Here is a 17,299-nt window from a genome sequence, read left to right on the forward strand (position 1 = left end):
CCCTTCAAGCCCCATCTGCCGCCCGGCCAATACGTCCCTTGACACCCCTCCGAAGCAGATGTGTGCGCACGCTAGCCTCAAGGGGGAGGGAGAGCGCTCATTTTCGTGACGATGTCGCGCAGGATGGCTTCATCGCTGGCGGCGCGGGCCTTCTTCGATGCCACCAGACAGGCCTGCGATTTGAGGACGACGCCGTCGCTCAACACCTTGAGATGGTTGGCACGCAGCGTCGAGCCTGTGGTGGTGATGTCGACGATGACATCGGCAAGCCCGGCGGCCGGCGCGCCTTCGGTGGCGCCGAGGCTCTCGACGATGCGATAGACCTGGATCCCGTGTTTCTGCGAGAAGAACTGCTGCGTCAGCCGCCAGTATTTGGTGGCGATGCGCAGCCGCCGGCCGTGGCGCTGGCGGAAATCGGCGGCGACGTCGTCGAGATCGGCCATGGTGTCGACATCGAGCCAGATTTCGGGCACCGCCACCACGACATCGGCATGGCCGAAGCCGAGGCGGGCCACGATCTCGGCGCGGACCTCCCAATCGCCGAGATTTTCCCGCACCAAGTCCTCGCCGGTGATGCCGAGATCGACCGCGCCCTGGCCGATCTCGCCGGCTATCTCGGAAGCCGACAGGAAGGCGACCTCGACATTGTCCAGGGCCTCGACGCGGGCGTGATATTTGCGTTCGTCGCCGGGCAGGCTGACGGCGAGGCCGGCCTTGGCCAGCACCTCCAGCGCCTGCTCTTTCAGCCGGCCCTTCGACGGGATCGCCAGCGTGATCATCGTGCCGTCTCCCGCAACGCTTCGATGCGGTCGAGCCAGACGGAAAAGCCGACACCGGGGATCGCGGTCCTGGCGCCGAGCAGCGTCAGCAGCCGGTCGTAACGGCCGCCACCGGCCAGGGGACGCTCGCCATCCTGCGCGGCGATCTCGAAGACCACACCGGTGTAGTAATCGAGCGGACGGCCGAAGGCGGCGTCGTAGCGGATTTTTCCCGCGGGCAAACCATGCGCCTCGATCGCCTTGGCGCGGGCAGCAAACTTTTCAAGCGCGGCGCCCAGCGAAAGTCCGGCGCCGTCGGCGAAAGTCTCCAGCGCTCGCGCCGCGCCATCGAGCGGCACGTCTATCGCCAAAAAACCCTTCAGCGCCGCGAAGGCCTCGTTCGACAGCCGCACACTGCGCAATTCGGCTTTCTCGATCAATCGCCGCGCAATGTCGGACGGCGAACGGCCGGCCGATGCCGACAGCTCCGCTTCCTCCATGCCACCGGCAATGTGCGCCGAGAGGCCCTCGAGATCACCGTCGAGGACAAGTGCGGCAACTGGACCGGAGAGTTGGCCGTTACGCGGCGGGTTGGCGAGATCGGCAAGGGCTGCCTGCAACATCGGCGCCGAGCCGAAGGCACGGGCCAGCCGCATGCGCCAGCCGCGCGGCAGCCCGAGGGCGGCGAGCACCGCCTCGAAAATGCCTTGGTCGCCGAGCGTGACCGCTAGCGACTGTCCGGGCAGGACCAGTGAGAGCAGCGCGTGTGCGTCGGCCACGGAGCGGGCGTCGGCTTGCGCCGTGTCGCGGTCGCCGAGATCCTCGATGCCGGCCTGGAAGAACTCGTTGCCGCCTTCGCGGCGCTGGCGAAACACTTCGCCCAGATAGGAATAGCGGCGCGGCGTGCCGGCCTGCGAGCGGATATGGTCAAGGCAGACAGGAATGGTGAATTCCGGCCGCAGGCACAATGTCTGGCCGGTCTCGCTTTCGGTGAGGAAGATGCGGCGGCGCAAATCCTCGCCGGCCATGTCGAGGAAGGGGTCCGCCGGTTGGAGGACGGCGACCTCGACCGCATGGGTGTCACGAGCGGCGAAGAGGTTGGTGATGTCGGTTGAAATGGCGGGGTAGCGGGAGGTCATGGAGCGCGCCCTCGCATCGCACGACCCTTTGGTTTGAGATCAGTGGGTCGACCGATGGTCGGCGCTCCACGGCGCCCCCCTCTGTCCTGCCGGACAGGGGGAGATGTCCGGCAGGACAGAGGGGGGCGCGACAGAACGCGGCCTCTACTTGCCACGTGCCCTCTCCTCGGCCTGCGCCGCCAAAATCTTCTTCACCTCCGCAACCAGCTCACCCTCCGCTACCGTCACCTGCGCCGGCCGCGCCGCGCGCCATTCGGCATTGTCGGTAATCTCGGCCGACATGCGCGCGCCTTCGATCAGGTCCTTGATCTGCAATTCACCTTTGGCGCGCTCGTCGCCGCCCTGGATGATTGCGACCGGGCAGCCGCGCCTGTCCGCATATTTGAGCTGCGCCTTCATGCCGGCGCCACCAAGATACATTTCGGAACGGATGCCGGCGGCGCGCAACTCCGCCACCATCTTCTGGTAGCGGCCGAGGCTTTCGGTGTCCTTGTCCATGACGAGCACGACGACCGGCGCGATCACTTCGGATGTGTCGAGCTTGCCGAGGTTCTTCAGCGCCGTCATCAGCCGCGAAACGCCAATGGAGAAGCCAGTCGCCGGCACCGGCTCACCACGAAAGCGCGAGACGAGACCGTCATAGCGCCCGCCGCCGCCGACCGAGCCGAAGCGCACGATCTGGCCGTCCTCATTGGGGATTTCCGCCAGCAGTTCGGCCTCGAAGACGGGGCCGGTGTAATATTCGAGGCCACGCACAATCGAGCGGTCCATGGCGATACGGTCCTCGCCATATCCCGCGGCCCTGACCAGGGCTTCAATCGTCGCGAGTTCGCCAACGCCCTCCTGGTAGGTCGTGTTCGCGCCGACATTGGAATCCTGGCGAGCCTGGCCCTTTGCTGTCGCAAGAAGAACGGCTTCGGCCTGTGCGTCGTTCAACCCAGCGCCCTTGGCGAAGTCGCCTTCGCCTTCCTTGCCGCCATCCCAGCGCCCCGGGCCAAGCAGGAGCCGCACGCCTTCCGGCCCCAACTTGTCCAGCTTGTCGATGGCGCGCAGCACCGTCAGCCGGCGGCCCGCATTTTCCTCGCCGCCAAGGCCGATCGCCTCCAGCACGCCATCCAGCACCTTGCGGTTGTTGACGCGGATGACGTAGTCGCCGCGCTTGATGCCGAGCGCTTCCATCACGTCGGCCATCATCATCGCCATTTCGGCATCGGCGGCCACACCGGGTGTGCCGATCGTGTCGGCGTCGAACTGCATGAACTGGCGGAAGCGGCCGGGGCCGGGCTTCTCATTGCGGAACACCCAGCCGGAGCGGTAGCTGCGGTAGGGTTTGGGCAGGCGCTCGAAATTCTCGGCGACGAAACGCGCGGTCGGCGCGGTCAGGTCGTAACGCAGCGACAACCACTGATCGTCATCGTCCTGGAAGGAGAACACGCCTTCGTTCGGCCGGTCCTGGTCGGGCAGGAATTTTCCCAGTGCATCCGTATATTCGATCAGCGGCTGGTCGGCGGGTTCGAAACCATAAAGCTCATAGACCGAGCGGATCGTCGCCATCATCTTCTCGACGGCGCGGATGTCCTCGGCGCTACGGTCGGCAAACCCGCGCGGCAGCCGCGCTTTCGTCTTTTCCGATTTGTCGGCCATGAGATGTTTGCCCGGTGTTTCGCGATGTTTGCAGGTCAACAATGTTGCGGTTTTCGCAACGCGCGTGTCCTAACCGATGCTGATTGGTGCGGCAAGGCCAGGCGAAGGCCGCTTCGGCAAGCCGCACCAAACCACTACGCAAATGCACCAATTCCGCCACAAGCGCAGCATTGTGCCGACACAATCGCAGCCGACAAATCGCGCCGAGACAGGGGATCGGGCGATGGTGACGCTGCGGAAGTTCGATATCATTGACGCCAGCGACGTATGTGCGCATCTACGCCCTGCCAACACCCACACTCACAAGATGACAAGCCATGCGGCGGGCCCATTCGAGCCGACATCCGGTGAAGTCGCCGGGCCCACCATGCGCGATGCGCTAGTGACAGGACTGCTGGTGATCTACCCTGCCCTTGCCATCGTGGCGGCCATTTTCGCCGGGCTTTACATGTCCAGAACCATCGGCGCCTGACAGGCCGGCGCCGGGGCGTAGGCGCCGCCGCTATTTCGGCCGCTTGAAAGCCTTCCGTTCCTTCTCGACCTCCTTGCGGCAGACGCAGCCTTCGAGATGGTCGTTGACGAGGCCCATGGCCTGCATGAAGGCGTAGACCGTGGTCGGGCCGACGAAGCTCCAGCCGCGCTTCTTCAGTTCCTTCGAAATCCGCACCGAGACCGCCGTGGTCGGGTTGGCGCGCAGATGGGCGAGATCAACGATCTCGGGCCGCTCCTCCTTGCCGGGTTCGAACTTCCAGAACCAGGCGGCCAGCGAGCCGAATTCATCGACCATTTCGCGAGCGCGCTTGGCGTTGTTGATGGTCGAGACGATCTTGCCGCGATGGCGGATGATGCCGGCATTTCCGAGCAGGCGCTCGACATCCTTGTCGGTGAAAGCGGCGACCTTGTCGAAGTCGAAGCCGGCGAAGGCCTCGCGAAAATTCTCGCGCTTGCGCAGGATCGTCAGCCACGACAGGCCCGACTGGAAGCCCTCGAGGCAGATCTTTTCGAACAGTCTGCGGTCATCAGCCACCGGCCGGCCCCATTCATGGTCGTGATAGTGCAGATAGTCGGGCAGATTGCCGTGCCAGAAGCAGCGCGCGACACCGTCGGGACCGGCGAGCAGGCCGGTGTTTTCTTGTTGCATGGCTAAAATCCATTCCTTAACGCGCTTTTGCGCTGCTTTACCGTGGCTTTACCAGATTCCTGAACGCGGCGGTAACCACACCAAAAGGTTTACTGACACTTCCGCATTTTACGCATTCCGATTCATGTTTCGGTTGCTGCTGGCGCGCCAATGATCGCTGAACCGGGGAGCGTTTCCACCCGGTTGTATCAGACGATCAAGGTGCGTTCCCGATGAAGAGAGTCCTGTTTCCCTTGCTCGGCGCCGCGGCTGTGTTTGCGGCCAGCGTCACGCCATCCACCGCCGGCGACCGCTATGCCGACAGGCCGCCCGTGATGGTGAGCCCCGACCTTTCCGCCCCGTGGGTGCTGCAGCTTGGCCATGCGCCCGGCATCGTGCGGCAGAACCGTTCGGTCGCGCAGCAGCAGCCGCGCCTGCGCTATGCGCAGCCGCAAGCACAGCCCGACCGCGTACAGACGGCCGCCGTGCAGACGCCGGCCAAGCGCATGGTGATGCGCCCACAGATCAACCCGATCTACCTGCCGCAGGAAGTCGACTATGACGGTGGGCAGAAGCCAGGCACCATCGTGATCGATACCCGCGAGAATTTCCTCTATCTGGTCGAGAAGAACGGCAAGGCGCGGCGCTACGGCGTCGGCACCGGGAAGCCGGGCTTCGAATGGTCGGGCACGCACAAGATCACCAACAAGCGTGTCTGGCCGGACTGGCGCCCGCCGGCGCAGATGATCAAGCGCGAAGCGGCCAAGGGCCGCTACCTGCCGACCTATCTGGCTGGCGGCATCGAGAACCCGCTCGGCGCCCGCGCGCTCTATCTCGGCACGACCGAGTATCGCATCCATGGCACCAACCAGCCATGGACGATCGGTGGCGCGGTGTCGTCGGGCTGCATCCGCATGCGCAACGAGGACGTCGTCGACCTTTATGAACGGGTCAATGTCGGAACCACCGTCGAGGTGATATAATATTTCGCGAATCACCTGACCCGGAGACGCATCGTTTTCTGGGGTCGGAAGAAATAAGGGGACGGGCCGTATGGGGATGCGGTCGGTCAGAAAGGGCAGTGCGGGGAACCGGGCTGCCCTTTCCTTTTTGGTTGGGTAGGAGGCGTTCCGCGGCGTTGCGTCGCGCAAAAAGGCATCGCGGTTCGCTTTCGTGCTGACATTTCCGATGTTCTTTTGCTATGTCGGCGCCAACGAGAGAAAGAGTCCACCCATGTCCCTGTCCGACGACAGCCGCTATCTCAAGGGCGGCCCGGTTGCCCAGCGCATCATCGCCGCCGTGCGTCAGGATGCGGCGATTGCCAAAGCCGAGGGTTTTCCGCCCAAGCTGATCTCGATCACCGTCGGTGACACCGATGCCGTCGATGTCTATGTCCGCAACCAGCGCGCCAAGGCTCAGCTCGCCGGCATCGATTTCGAGGAACGGCGTTTTCCCGCCACCATCACTTCAGGCGAGCTGGAAGCGGCAATTCATGGCCTGAACGCGGATCCGCGCGTCACCGGCATCATCATCCAGCGGCCGGTGCCCGCGCATATTCCGATCAAGACTCTGCAGGCGGCGGTGCATCCGCTGAAGGATGTCGAGGGCATGCATCCGGCCTCGATCGGCAACATCGTCTACAACCAGCTCGATCTTGCGCCCTGCACGGCGGCCGCCTCGGTCGAGTTGCTGAAGGAGACAGGCCTCGATCTCAAGGGCCTGGAAGTCGTGGTCGTCGGGCATTCGGAAATCGTCGGCAAGCCGATCGCCTTCCTTCTGATGAGCGAAGGCGCGACCGTCACGGTCTGCCACCACATGACGCGCTCGGTCGCCGCCCATGCGCGCCGCGCCGATGCGCTGTTCGTCGCCGTCGGCAAGCCGCGGCTGATCAAAGCCGACATGGTGAAACCAGGGGCTGCCGTCATCGACATCGGCATCAATTCCGAAATCGGGCCGGATGGGGCGAGCCGCATCGTCGGCGACGTCGATACCGAAAGCGTGCGCGAGGTCGCCTCCTGGATCACGCCGGTGCCGGGCGGCGTCGGCCCGATCACGGTGGCAATCCTGCTGCGCAACACGATGGTGGCGCTCAGCCGGCAGCGCGCGCTCTACGAGGCGACTTACGGTACGGCGGACAGACTCGCGGCCGAATAGGCTCCCGATCCTTATTCTGCCGCGACGAGGCTGTCCTCGAGCACACCGTCTGGCTTCGGTCCGCCATAGGCCCAGTCGAGCAATTTTACCGTGTGCACCACTGGCAGCTTCGCGGCGGACGCAATCTGGGTGATGCAGCCAATGTTGCCGGTGGCAATGATCGAAGCGCCGGTCGCCTCGATGTTCTTCACCTTGCGGTCGCGCAGCCTGGCCGAAATCTCGGGCTGCAGGATGTTGTAGGTGCCGGCCGAGCCGCAGCAGAGATGCCCTTCACGCGGCTCGCGGACGATGAAACCGGCCTTGGCCAGCAACTCCTTCGGCTGGCGGATGATCTTCTGACCATGCTGCATGGAGCAGGCGGAATGATAGGCGACAACGGTGCCCGGCTTGCGCACCGGCTCGGGCAGATCGATGGCGGTGAGATACTCGGTGATGTCCTTGGCCAGCGCCGACACACGCGCGGCCTTGTCGGCATAGGCCGGATCCAGCCGCAGCATGAAGCCGTAGTCCTTGATCGTCGTGCCGCAGCCTGAGGCAGTGATGATGATGGCATCGAGACCGCCCTGTTCGATGGCGCGTGTCCAGGCGTCGACATTCTGCCTTGCCGAAGCAAGCGCTGCCTCCTCGCGCCCCATATGATGAACCAGCGCGCCGCAGCAGCCCTCGCCTTTGGGCACCACCACCTCGACGCCGAGCCGTGTCAGCAGCGAGATGGTCGTATCGTTGATGGCGGGGTCGAGTACCGATTGCGCACAGCCGGTGAGGATGGCGACACGCCCCTTTTTCGAGCCCTGCCCGGCATGAATGCCTGGCGACGCCAGCGGCGAAGCCTCGGGGATCGATGTCGGGGCGAGCCTGAGCATCGCGCCGAGCGGCTTCAGCGCCGGGACCTTCTCGAACAAGCCAATGAACGGCTTGCCCAGTTTCGCCAGTTTGAGCGCGGCGCGAAAGCGCTGGGGATAGGGCAGCACGAAGGCCAGCATGGCGCGGGTCAGCCGGTCGAACAGCGGCCGCTTGTACGTCTCCTGGATATGGGCGCGGGCATGGTCGACCAGATGCATGTAGTTGACGCCCGATGGACAGGTGGTCATGCAGGCCAGGCACGACAGGCAGCGGTCGATATGGGTGACGATCTCCTTGTCGGCGGGACGGCCGTTTTCCAGCATGTCCTTGACGAGATAGATGCGCCCGCGCGGCGAGTCGAGCTCGTTGCCAAGCGTCACATAGGTCGGACAGGTGGCGGTGCAGAAACCGCAATGCACGCATTTGCGCAGGATCTTTTCCGATTCAGCGACATGCGGATCGGCAAGCTGGGCGGATGAGAAATTCGTCTGCATCTGATGTCCTAGGCCATGCGGCCGGGATTGAGGATGTTTTTCGGGTCGAATTCCTGCTTCAGGCGCAGGCTGAGCGCGGCAAGCGCCGGCGCCTGTGGTTCGAACACCGGCAGCGCCGTGCGATGGGCGGGCGCCGCGCGCGCCAGCGTCGCGTGGCCGCCGCCATGTTTGCGCAAAAGCCCCCGTAACAGAGCCGCTTCCGGGTCGCCCTCTTCCATGCGCAGCCACACCAGCCCGCCCTGCCAGTCATAGAAGGCGCTGACAGCGGCCTGCATGCGCAAGGTCAGGACCATCTGGTGCGCTTGCGAAGGCACCATCGACACGCGCCAGACCGGTTTCTCGCCGCCATCGGCGAAGGGCCTGATATCGCGTATGTCGCGCCAGATCAGCCGCGAGGCCTCACCGGAAATTTCCTCCAGCGGCCCAGCCTTGCCAAGCAGCGTCTTCAGCGCTGCAATACGGTAGGCAACGGACGGGCCAAAGCCCTCGACGCGCAGCAACGTGGCGGCGTCACTGCCGAGCGCGCCGCCGGCGACGCGCGCGGCAATGCGCTCCGGCAAATAGGCAGCGCTCGACACTTCCGCGCTGCAGCCGAGTGCCATCGCCATCGCGGCGGCCGCCGCATCATCAAGCAATCCTCTGATCGCCAGGGTGACTTCGGCTTCGGCCGCAGGCAGTACCTTGAAGGTGACATCGGTGAAAACGGCCAAGGTACCCCAGCTGTTGGCCATCAGCTTCGATAGATCATAACCGGTGACGTTCTTGACCACGCGGCCGCCGGATTTGAAGGCTTCGCCCCGGCCGGAGACCCCATTGATACCGAGGATATGGTCGCGTGCCGCACCGGCCTTCAGCCGCCTCGGACCGGACAGGTTCGCGCCGAGCACGCCGCCGATCGTGCCTTTGCCCGGCTCGCCGCCCAGCAACGGACCATAGTCCATCGGCTCGAACGCCAGTTGCTGGCCGTTCTCCGCCAGCAGTTTCTCGATCTCGGCCAGCGGCGTGCCGGCTTTCGCTGACAGCACCAGTTCGGCGGGTTCATAAAGTGTCACGCCGGTGAGCCTCGACAGGTCGAGCGTGTGCTCCGTCTGCAGCGGACGGCCGACGCCACGCTTGGAGCCATGGCCCAGGATTTCGAGCGGCGACTCTTCCGCCGCCGCCCAGGCGACGGTGGAGAGGACTTCGTCTGAGGTGGAGGGGGTGAAGGTGGTCAAGGTGCTGCACCGACAGCCAGCCGCTTCCAGCGGCGAAAAGCGAGCGTCACTTCCTTGCGCGCGATCCTGTCGAGCGAGAATTGTTTGAACAGCAAATCAGACTTCGGCAGAGCTTGGGTTCCTCGCCCCCGCAAGGCGGGGGAGAGGTGGCTCGGGCGGAGCCCGAGACGGAGAGGGGCAATCATAGAACGTCGCCCCCAATCTTCTTGGGCGCGAAAACAAACCTCAGATCTGTGGCGACCACGTCTTCGGCTATTCGCCCCTCCAGTGCCGCGAGAATGGTCTCGCAGACAATCCGGCGAGTTTTGAGAATGTCGACATTCCAGAAACGCAGCACCGAAAATCCCTCACCGCGCATGAACTCGTCGCGTCGCCGGTCATAGGAATTCTCGGAGTGCTGACTTCCGTCAAGTTCGACGACCAGCTTTTCGCTACGACAGGTAAAATCGGCGAAGTATGGTCCGATCGGCATCTGCCGTACGAATTTGTACCCGCCGAGCCTTCTGGCCTTTAGCTCGGTCCAGAGTAACGCTTCAGCCTGATTGTCGCCGTGACGAAGTGTGCGAGCACGCGCAATCTTCTCAGGCGAGCGGCGGCTTGGTGCGGGCGTCACCCTCTAACCCCTATTCTGAGACGACATCACCTCAAAACCTCGGAATGTCGGGAAACGCCACCTGCCCGCGATGCACGTGCATGCGGCCGAGTTCGGCGCAGCGGCGGAGCTGCGGGAAGACTTTTCCCGGATTGAGCAGGTGGTTGGGATCGAAGGCGCATTTGACGCGCATCTGCTGGTCGAGGTCGATCTGGTTGAACATTTCCGGCATCAGGTCGCGCTTCTCGACGCCCACGCCATGTTCGCCAGTGAGGACGCCGCCGACCTTGACGCAGAGCCGCAAAATGTCGGCGCCGAAGCTTTCGGCCTTGTCGAGTTCACCCGGCACGTTGGCATCGTAGAGGATCAGCGGGTGCAGATTGCCATCGCCGGCGTGAAAGACATTGGCGACGCCGAGCCCATATTTCTGCGACAACTCGCGCATGCCGTGCAGCACGCGCGGCAGTTCCTTGCGCGGGATGGTGCCGTCCATGCAGTAATAGTCGGGCGAGATGCGGCCGACCGCCGGGAAGGCTGCCTTGCGGCCGGCCCAGAAGTTCAAGCGTTCCTGCTCGGACTGCGAGATGCGGCAAGTGGTCGAGCCGTTGCGGATGGCGATCGCCTCGACCGCGGTGATGAGATGATCGACCTCGACGACAGGCCCGTCGAGCTCGACGATCAGCAAAGCCTCGACATCCAGCGGATAGCCGGCATGGACGAAATCCTCGGCCGCACGGATGGCCGGGCGGTCCATCATTTCCATGCCGCCTGGAATGATGCCGGCGCCGATGATGTCGGCGACGCACTGGCCGCCCTGCTCGCTGGTCGGGAAGCCGATCAGCAGCGCGCGCGCCGTCTCCGGCTTCTTCAGGATGCGCACGGTGACCTCGGTGACGACGCCGAGCAAGCCTTCGGAACCGGTCATGACGCCAAGCAGATCATAGCCTTCCGCATCGAGGTGACTGCCGCCCAGCCGCACCACCTCGCCGTTCATCAGCACCATCTCGATGCCGAGCACATTGTTGGCGGTGAGGCCGTATTTCAGGCAGTGGACGCCGCCGGAGTTTTCCGCGACATTGCCGCCGATCGAGCAGGCGATCTGGGAGGATGGATCGGGGGCGTAATAAAAGCCCTCCTGCTCGACGGCGGTGGTGATGCCGAGATTGGTAACGCCCGGTTGGGCAACGACGATGCGATTGGGATAGTCGACCTGGAGGATGCGGTTGAAGCGGCTCATGACCAGCAGCACAGCATCTTCCAGCGGCAGTGCGCCGCCCGACAGCGAGGTGCCGGAGCCGCGCGGTACGACACGGATGTTGCGGTCGTTGCAGTATTTCAGCACGCGGGACACCTGCGCCACCGTTTCAGGCAGCACCACGACCAGCGGCAATTGCCGATAGGCGGTGAGGCCATCGCTCTCGAAGGCCCGCATGGCGTTGGCAGCATCGACCACGCCCTCGCCCGGCACGATGATGCGCATGTCGGCGACGATCTCGTCGCGATGGCGCATCGTGGCATCGTCAGGTTGCGGCATGGCCAGGCCGGACATCAGCAGCCTCATTCTGGTTCACTGGTCAAAATCTTTTACCAGTCCGGCACGCCCGTTGCAAATCCTGCTTTGGTTGAGACCGCAAGTCGAGGCCGAGACGAGCTTCCGCAGCGGCAATCTGCCGCTACCCTCCCCCTTGAGGGGGAGGTGGCCGCGAAGCGTCCGGAGGGGGTCGTCTCACCTAGATCGCCGACTTCATCTCTGGCGCGAAACGAGCGCTGGCGCTCTACCCGAGGCGACCCCCTCTGTCGCCTTCGGCGACCTTGAGGGGGGAGATTGCGAGCCTATTCGCCGGCGTGCTTGCCGGGCTCGGAATGCATCCGGCGCACACGGCGCACGCCCCACCAGACCAGCAGGATGGCGACCGGCACCGAGGCGGCGGTGACGATCTCCGGCGCGAAGGCATGACCGAAGATCGAGGCGCCCTTGGCGACATAGCCGATCAGGCCGACGACATAATAGGAGACGGCGGCGACCGAGAGGCCTTCGACGGTCTGCTGGAGCCGCAGTTGCAGGCGGGCGCGGTTGTTCATCGAAGCGAGCAGGTCGCGGTTTTGCTTCTCGACCTCGACATCGACCCAGGTGCGCAGCAGCGTGGTGGCGCGGGTGAGTTTTCGCGACAGGTTGGCTTGCCGTTCTTCCACCGAGCGGCAGGTCCGCATCGCCGGCGCGACGCGACGCTGCAGGAACCCTTCCCAGGTGTCGTAGCCGGGCACGGCTTCCTCTTCGAGTGCCTCCAGCCGCTCGACGACGATGCCATCATAGGCGCGGCTGGCGCCGAAGCGGTAAAGACTCGAGGCCGCGTCCGCCTCCAGTTCCGCGGCAAGTTCGGTCAGGTCGGCGAGCAGCGTCTGGCTGTCGCGGGTCTCGGCGACCTTCATTTCCAGCGTGGTCAGAGCCAGCCTGTCCTCGATACGACGGGCGCGACCCGACAAGGTCAGCGCCAGCGGCAGGCCGAGCATGGCGAGCGTGCGGTAGGTTTCGATGTCGATCAGCCGCTGCGACAGCGCCCCGGTGCGCGCCGGCGTCAGGCCGCGATCGAGCACCAGTATGCGGGTCATGCCGTCACCATCCTGGCGGAAATCGGTGACGATTGCCGCGTTGCCGCGCTCGACCAGCGAGTAGCACAGGCTGGTAGGGTCGAAATCGGCGATCAACCGCTCGCTCACCTGTGTCCATTTGCGGATCTCGAGCCGGATGCCCGAAATGACGGTGCCCGGCGGCGAAAAGCCGTTGCCGAACGGCGAATCCTCCTGCCCCCTGCCGTTTTCGGAAAGCGGCCCTTCCCACAGATAGGTCGAGAATTCCGTATGCCGCTCCCAGCGCAGCGAGCCCTTGCCCCACTTCATGGCGTGGTGACGCGCCTGGCGGTCGGGCGCGGCAATGCCAAGGCGCCGCGACAGTTCGGAAAGCACGGCATGATCGACGCTGGAACCGCCTTCGGTCATGAAGGCGAGTTGCACCAGGACGCGCGGCTTTTCGATCAGCGGATGCGGCCGGGCATGCACCTCCCCCAGTGCGCCGGGCCGGCCCTCATGCGCGGGGAAGCCCATGACGCTGCCCTTGGCACGCGGCTGGAATTCGAGATTGGACGGGTCGTCTGACACGGCTGGTCCCCCGGGGTTTCCTTGACCCTCTTGCAGTCGCGTCCCTCTAGGGCCAATCGCCTGATGACGCAAACAGCAAAGTTTAGCCGAAGGTTGATGGAACAGCGCGCGACAATGCCGGCCCACCCTGACCAATTGGATAAATAATTTGACCAGTTGGCGACGCAGGCTTTATCGTGCGTGATACCGGTTCACCTTCCAGGCAATCTGTTGAGCGATATTTTTTCCAGGATCGAGCATTCGCGCACCGCCGACGAGGTGGTGCAGCAGATCGAGAGCCTCATCCTCGAAGGCGTGCTGCGCACGGGTGACCGGTTGCCGGGCGAGCGCGAGTTGGCACGCCAGTTCGACGTGTCGCGGCCGATCCTGCGCGATGCGCTGAAGGCGCTCGAAGGGCGCGGCCTGCTGACCACGCGCCCAGGCGGCGGCACGCATGTCGCCGACATCATCGGCCAGTTGTTCACCAAACCGGTGGCGGACCTGATCTCGATGCATCGCAAGGCGGTGACCGACTATCTGGAATACCGCCGCGAGATCGAAGGCATAGCCGCCGAATATGCGGCGCGGCGCGCTACCCCCGAGGATCTTGCGCTGCTCGACCGCATCATGGCGCGCATGGATGAGGCGCATCGCACCGGCGATTTCGACGACGAGGCCGAAATCGACGTCGAATTCCATCACGCGATCTGCGAATGCGCGCACAACATCCTGCTCCTCCACACGCTGCGCTCCTGCTACCGGCTGCTGTCGGAAGGCGTGTTCCAGAACCGGCTGCTGGTGTTCACCGTGCCCGGCGCGCGCGAGGCGCTGCTTGCCCAACACCAGGCGATCCACGCCGCGGTGAAAGCCGGCGATCCGGCCGGAGCCCGGCAAGCGGCGATGGACCATATGACCTATGTCGAGCGGTCGATGGCGGAAGCCGAGCGCAGCGGCGAGTGGCAACGCGTGTCGCGGCTCAGGCTGCGGCAGCGTTCGGAAGCCGGCGACACCGAACCGGCACGCAGGCGCTCCTAGTCAATTCGATTCAAGCGGGGACCATCATGAGCGACATTCTCACCATTGCAGACCTCAAGGATCTCGCGCGCCGACGCGTGCCCAAGATGTTCTTCGACTATGCCGACTCCGGTGCCTGGACTGAGAGCACCTATCGCGCAAACGAGGAAGATTTTCAGAAGATCAAGTTCCGCCAGCGCGTGCTGGTCGACATGAGCAACCGCTCGCTGGAATCGACCATGATCGGCCAGAAGGTTTCGATGCCGGTGGCGCTGGCGCCGACCGGCCTGACCGGCATGCAGCACGCCGATGGAGAGATGCTGGCGGCGCAGGCGGCCGAGGAATTCGGCGTGCCCTTCACCCTGTCGACAATGAGCATCTGTTCGATCGAGGACGTCGCCTCGGTGACGAAGAAGCCGTTCTGGTTCCAGCTTTATGTTCTGCGCGACAAGAATTTCGTGCTCGACCTGATCGACCGCGCGAAGGCGGCGAAATGCTCGGCGCTGGTGCTGACGCTCGACCTGCAGATCCTCGGCCAGCGCCACAAGGATGTCCGCAACGGGCTTTCGGCGCCGCCCAAGATGACGCTGACCAACATCATCGACTTGGCTCTCAAACCGCGCTGGTGCCTGGGCATCGCCGGCACCAAGCGTCGCACCTTCCGCAACATCGTCGGCCATGCCAAGGGCGTCGGCGACGTCTCTTCTTTATCGTCCTGGACGACAGAGCAGTTCGATCCGCAGCTGTCGTGGAAGGACGTGGCGTGGATTAAGGAGCGCTGGGGCGGCAAGCTGATCCTGAAAGGCATCCTCGACAAGGAAGATGCGCTGATGGCGGCCAAAACCGGCGCTGACGCCATCGTCGTTTCCAACCATGGCGGGCGTCAGCTCGACGGTGCGTCATCGTCGATCATGGTGCTTGAGGAAATCGCCGATGCGGTCGGCGATCAGATCGAGGTCCATATGGATGGCGGCATCCGCTCCGGCCAGGACGTGTTGAAAGCGCTTTGCCTCGGCGCCAAGGGCACCTATATCGGCCGGCCATTTCTTTACGGCCTGGGCGCGCTCGGCAAGGAAGGAGTTACCAAAGCGTTGGAAATCATCCGCAAGGAGATGGACATAACGCTGGCGCTGTGCGGAAAGCGGCTGGTGACGGACGTGGGCAAGGACCAGCTTCGGCGCTAGGACCGTTCATTCGTTGGCCGTAGCTTCCACGTGACGGCCCGATCATGGAGACGACGCCAGCCTTGACGCAGAGCGGCATTCATTTTCTCGACGCGCGTGGACCGGACGGCATGCGGCTCTATGCCATCGGCGATGTGCACGGGCGATATGACCTGCTCAGCGCCATGCATCGCCGGATCGAGAACGAGCTGGAATACGCGCCGTCGTCCGACTGGCGCATCATCCATCTCGGCGACTATACCGACCGGGGGCCGGAGTCCAAAAGCGTCATCGATTTCCTGATCGAGGCGCAAAAGCGCGATCCGCGCAATTTGATGCTCGCCGGCAACCACGACATCGGCTTCCTCGAATTTCTCGACGTTCCCGAGCCGGACGGCCTGTTCATGGGCAATGGCGGCATCCAGACGGCGCAGTCCTATGGCGTGACGCTTTCCGCTGGCAATGGCTGGTTCGGCAGGGCCGAGGCGGCACTACGGCAGGGCCACGCGGCACTGGTCGACGCCGTGCCGCAGAGCCATATCGACTTCCTGCGCTCGCTGCCGTTTTCGGTGACCTTCGGTGACTTCTTCTTCTGCCATGCCGGCATAAGGCCGGGCGTTCCGCTCGACCAGCAAAGCCCTGCGGATCTGATCTGGATCCGCGACCTCTTCCACCACCATTCCGGCCTTTATCCCAAGATCGTGGTGCACGGCCACACGCCGGTGCCGGAAGCCGAAGTGATGGTCAACCGCGTCAATGTCGACACGCTTGCCTGGCAGTCAGGCAAGCTTACCGCGCTCGTCGTGGACGGAGCGGACAAGCGCATCCTGGAAATGGCGATAAAGGAAGCTTGAGCGCCGCGCGTTAGAGGACGCGAGGGAGACTCCGGCTTTAGCGAAGCGAGGCGGTGACGCCGTAGCCGTCGATGGCGTTGTGGTTGTTGGCTGCATCTGCGGTATAGATACCCAGACCGCAAAGCACGATGGCCGACAGCATGGCAAAGGACAGAAGCGCTGCTTTCACGGAAGTCATCTCTTGTTGAGCTTTCTGCATCTGTGCATGGGTCAGTTACCAATGCGTTGAAACGGAGAATTCGCTTCAAATTTTCGGCGATTTCGCGCTGCTAGGCATTTTCTGTATCGGAGGTGTGTCGCACGGGTCACACAAAAGGTTCATCGCGGTTGCACAGCCGATGCAGGGCGCGCGCCTTCTAGGATAGCGGGCGGACACAAGCCAAGGATGAAAGGTGTTTTCCCCAGACGGATTCAGGGCCGCGTGCCAATTATGTCACGCGGCGGGCTGCGGAGGGCGGATGCTCAGATGGTCGCGACCCAGGCGCGAGCAATGGCAAGGCCGGCGGCATCCGCGTCGGGGCCGTTACGGGCCATTTCGCCGTCCAGCTTGCCGGCCCAGTCGGGATGGCGCGCGGCGATAACAGGCGCGAAGGAGGAACTCCAGTCCTTGACCATCGGCCGGTCGGCCTCGAAATGGAACTGGAAACCGTAGACCGCGCGGCCGACCCGAAACGCCTGATTTTCGGCGACGTCATTGCCGGCGAGCCGCACGGCGTTTTCCGGCAGTTCGAACGTGTCATCGTGCCACTGGAAGATCGGGAACTTTTCCGGCAGCGCGGCCAATACCGGATCGGCCTTGGCGTCCGGCGTCAGCGAAACGCCGTGCCAGCCGAATTCGTTGGCGCCGCCGATGCGGTTCTCGCCGCCGAAGGCACGGGCGACAAGTTGGCTGCCGAGGCAGATGCCGAGCACCGCGCGGTCCTTGCCGGCGAAATCGCGGGTCAGTTCGAGCAGCGCGGGGAAATAGGGATATTCATCGTCGGCCAATGCATTCTGGCCGCCGCCGAGCACCACCATGGCATCGTGCCCGGCTGCATCGTCAGGCAACGGATCGCCCTTGTAGGGCAGGCGCACATCGAGATCGGCACCCGCTTCCGCAAGGGCGGCACCAACCTGGCCGAGGCCGGTATTGTCGTAGTTCTGGACCACCAGCACCCGCATCCGCAAACCCTGCT

At 64.1% G+C, this 17,299-nt stretch carries 17 protein-coding genes; 6 read left to right on the forward strand and 11 right to left on the reverse strand.

Translation table 11 applies throughout. The features are described 5' to 3' along the window. Positions 1–77 precede the first annotated feature (77 nt). From hisG to hisS, 3 genes are all read right to left on the reverse strand, one after another. A complete protein-coding gene (gene hisG / locus FJ934_RS17965; protein ID WP_140610921.1) occupies positions 78–779 on the reverse strand; it encodes an ATP phosphoribosyltransferase in 702 nt (233 codons plus the stop codon). Continuing rightward, the gene (locus tag FJ934_RS17970; protein ID WP_140610922.1) at positions 776–1,897 is read right to left on the reverse strand and encodes an ATP phosphoribosyltransferase regulatory subunit; all 1,122 of its coding nucleotides are present in this window, start codon (positions 1,895–1,897) and stop codon (positions 776–778) included. Before FJ934_RS17970 ends, hisG begins: the two co-directional genes overlap by 4 nt. A gap of 144 nt (positions 1,898–2,041) precedes the next feature. Continuing rightward, entirely contained in the window at positions 2,042–3,541 is a 1,500-nt protein-coding gene (gene hisS / locus FJ934_RS17975) for a histidine--tRNA ligase (RefSeq protein ID WP_140610923.1), read from the reverse strand. A 76-nt stretch (positions 3,542–3,617) separates the two neighbouring features. On the opposite strand from hisS, the gene FJ934_RS28775 reads away from it, so the two are divergent. Then, positions 3,618–4,013: a hypothetical protein gene (locus FJ934_RS28775; RefSeq protein WP_348642499.1), complete on the forward strand. Its 396-nt coding sequence runs from the start codon at positions 3,618–3,620 to the stop codon at positions 4,011–4,013. Between the two features lie 30 nt (positions 4,014–4,043). Here FJ934_RS28775 and FJ934_RS17985 read toward each other — a convergent pair whose 3' ends face one another. Next, complete coding sequence (locus tag FJ934_RS17985) at positions 4,044–4,682, reverse strand: DNA-3-methyladenine glycosylase I (RefSeq protein ID WP_140610924.1); 639 nt, start codon at positions 4,680–4,682, stop codon at positions 4,044–4,046. 212 nt (positions 4,683–4,894) lie between these two features. Between FJ934_RS17985 and FJ934_RS17990 the strand changes: the two genes are divergently transcribed. Further along, a complete protein-coding gene (locus tag FJ934_RS17990) occupies positions 4,895–5,644 on the forward strand; it encodes a L,D-transpeptidase (RefSeq protein WP_140610925.1) in 750 nt (249 codons plus the stop codon). A 250-nt stretch (positions 5,645–5,894) separates the two neighbouring features. Further along, positions 5,895–6,815, forward strand: coding sequence for a bifunctional 5,10-methylenetetrahydrofolate dehydrogenase/5,10-methenyltetrahydrofolate cyclohydrolase (locus tag FJ934_RS17995; protein WP_140610926.1), 921 nt, complete (start codon positions 5,895–5,897; stop codon positions 6,813–6,815). A gap of 11 nt (positions 6,816–6,826) precedes the next feature. Here the strand turns inward: FJ934_RS17995 and glcF are convergent, their stop codons facing one another. From glcF to FJ934_RS18020, 5 genes are all read right to left on the reverse strand, one after another. Then, a complete protein-coding gene (gene glcF / locus FJ934_RS18000; protein WP_140610927.1) occupies positions 6,827–8,152 on the reverse strand; it encodes a glycolate oxidase subunit GlcF in 1,326 nt (441 codons plus the stop codon). A gap of 8 nt (positions 8,153–8,160) precedes the next feature. Next, on the reverse strand, positions 8,161–9,366 hold the full coding sequence (locus tag FJ934_RS18005; protein WP_140610928.1) for an FAD-binding protein: 1,206 nt from the start codon (positions 9,364–9,366) through the stop codon (positions 8,161–8,163). A gap of 181 nt (positions 9,367–9,547) precedes the next feature. Beyond that, a complete protein-coding gene (locus FJ934_RS18010; RefSeq protein ID WP_140610929.1) occupies positions 9,548–9,979 on the reverse strand; it encodes a DUF559 domain-containing protein in 432 nt (143 codons plus the stop codon). A 31-nt stretch (positions 9,980–10,010) separates the two neighbouring features. Continuing rightward, positions 10,011–11,507, reverse strand: coding sequence for an FAD-linked oxidase C-terminal domain-containing protein (locus FJ934_RS18015; protein ID WP_140610930.1), 1,497 nt, complete (start codon positions 11,505–11,507; stop codon positions 10,011–10,013). A 284-nt stretch (positions 11,508–11,791) separates the two neighbouring features. After that, entirely contained in the window at positions 11,792–13,114 is a 1,323-nt protein-coding gene (locus FJ934_RS18020) for a DUF3422 family protein (RefSeq protein ID WP_140610931.1), read from the reverse strand. Positions 13,115–13,324: 210 nt separating this feature from the next. Between FJ934_RS18020 and FJ934_RS18025 the strand changes: the two genes are divergently transcribed. From FJ934_RS18025 to FJ934_RS18035, 3 genes are all read left to right on the forward strand, one after another. Continuing rightward, positions 13,325–14,128 (forward strand): FCD domain-containing protein, encoded by an 804-nt coding sequence (locus FJ934_RS18025; protein WP_140610932.1) that lies wholly within the window; start codon positions 13,325–13,327, stop codon positions 14,126–14,128. A gap of 26 nt (positions 14,129–14,154) precedes the next feature. Then, complete coding sequence (locus tag FJ934_RS18030; RefSeq protein ID WP_140610933.1) at positions 14,155–15,291, forward strand: alpha-hydroxy acid oxidase; 1,137 nt, start codon at positions 14,155–14,157, stop codon at positions 15,289–15,291. Between the two features lie 62 nt (positions 15,292–15,353). Continuing rightward, positions 15,354–16,124: a metallophosphoesterase gene (locus FJ934_RS18035; RefSeq protein WP_140610980.1), complete on the forward strand. Its 771-nt coding sequence runs from the start codon at positions 15,354–15,356 to the stop codon at positions 16,122–16,124. Between the two features lie 37 nt (positions 16,125–16,161). Here the strand turns inward: FJ934_RS18035 and FJ934_RS28685 are convergent, their stop codons facing one another. Continuing rightward, a complete protein-coding gene (locus FJ934_RS28685) occupies positions 16,162–16,293 on the reverse strand; it encodes a hypothetical protein (protein ID WP_264296538.1) in 132 nt (43 codons plus the stop codon). Between the two features lie 293 nt (positions 16,294–16,586). Beyond that, positions 16,587–17,285: a type 1 glutamine amidotransferase gene (locus FJ934_RS18045; RefSeq protein ID WP_140610935.1), complete on the reverse strand. Its 699-nt coding sequence runs from the start codon at positions 17,283–17,285 to the stop codon at positions 16,587–16,589. Positions 17,286–17,299 lie beyond the last annotated feature (14 nt).

The sequence above is a fragment of the Mesorhizobium sp. B2-4-12 genome (genome assembly GCF_006441575.1).
Taxonomy (GTDB): Bacteria; Pseudomonadota; Alphaproteobacteria; order Rhizobiales; family Rhizobiaceae; genus Mesorhizobium.

Bases quoted from the DNA above. Each gene is read 5' to 3' on its own strand.
- hisG (WP_140610921.1), bottom strand. From the start codon at position 779: ATGATCACGCTGGCGATCCCGTCGAAGGGCCGGCTGAAAGAGCAGGCG.
- FJ934_RS17970 (WP_140610922.1), bottom strand. From the start codon at position 1,897: ATGACCTCCCGCTACCCCGCCATTTCAACCGACATCACCAACCTCTTC.
- hisS (WP_140610923.1), bottom strand. From the start codon at position 3,541: ATGGCCGACAAATCGGAAAAGACGAAAGCGCGGCTGCCGCGCGGGTTT.
- FJ934_RS28775 (WP_348642499.1), top strand. From the start codon at position 3,618: ATGCTGATTGGTGCGGCAAGGCCAGGCGAAGGCCGCTTCGGCAAGCCG.
- FJ934_RS17985 (WP_140610924.1), bottom strand. From the start codon at position 4,682: ATGCAACAAGAAAACACCGGCCTGCTCGCCGGTCCCGACGGTGTCGCG.
- FJ934_RS17990 (WP_140610925.1), top strand. From the start codon at position 4,895: ATGAAGAGAGTCCTGTTTCCCTTGCTCGGCGCCGCGGCTGTGTTTGCG.
- FJ934_RS17995 (WP_140610926.1), top strand. From the start codon at position 5,895: ATGTCCCTGTCCGACGACAGCCGCTATCTCAAGGGCGGCCCGGTTGCC.
- glcF (WP_140610927.1), bottom strand. From the start codon at position 8,152: ATGCAGACGAATTTCTCATCCGCCCAGCTTGCCGATCCGCATGTCGCT.
- FJ934_RS18015 (WP_140610930.1), bottom strand. From the start codon at position 11,507: ATGTCCGGCCTGGCCATGCCGCAACCTGACGATGCCACGATGCGCCAT.
- FJ934_RS18030 (WP_140610933.1), top strand. From the start codon at position 14,155: ATGAGCGACATTCTCACCATTGCAGACCTCAAGGATCTCGCGCGCCGA.
- FJ934_RS18045 (WP_140610935.1), bottom strand. From the start codon at position 17,285: ATGCGGGTGCTGGTGGTCCAGAACTACGACAATACCGGCCTCGGCCAG.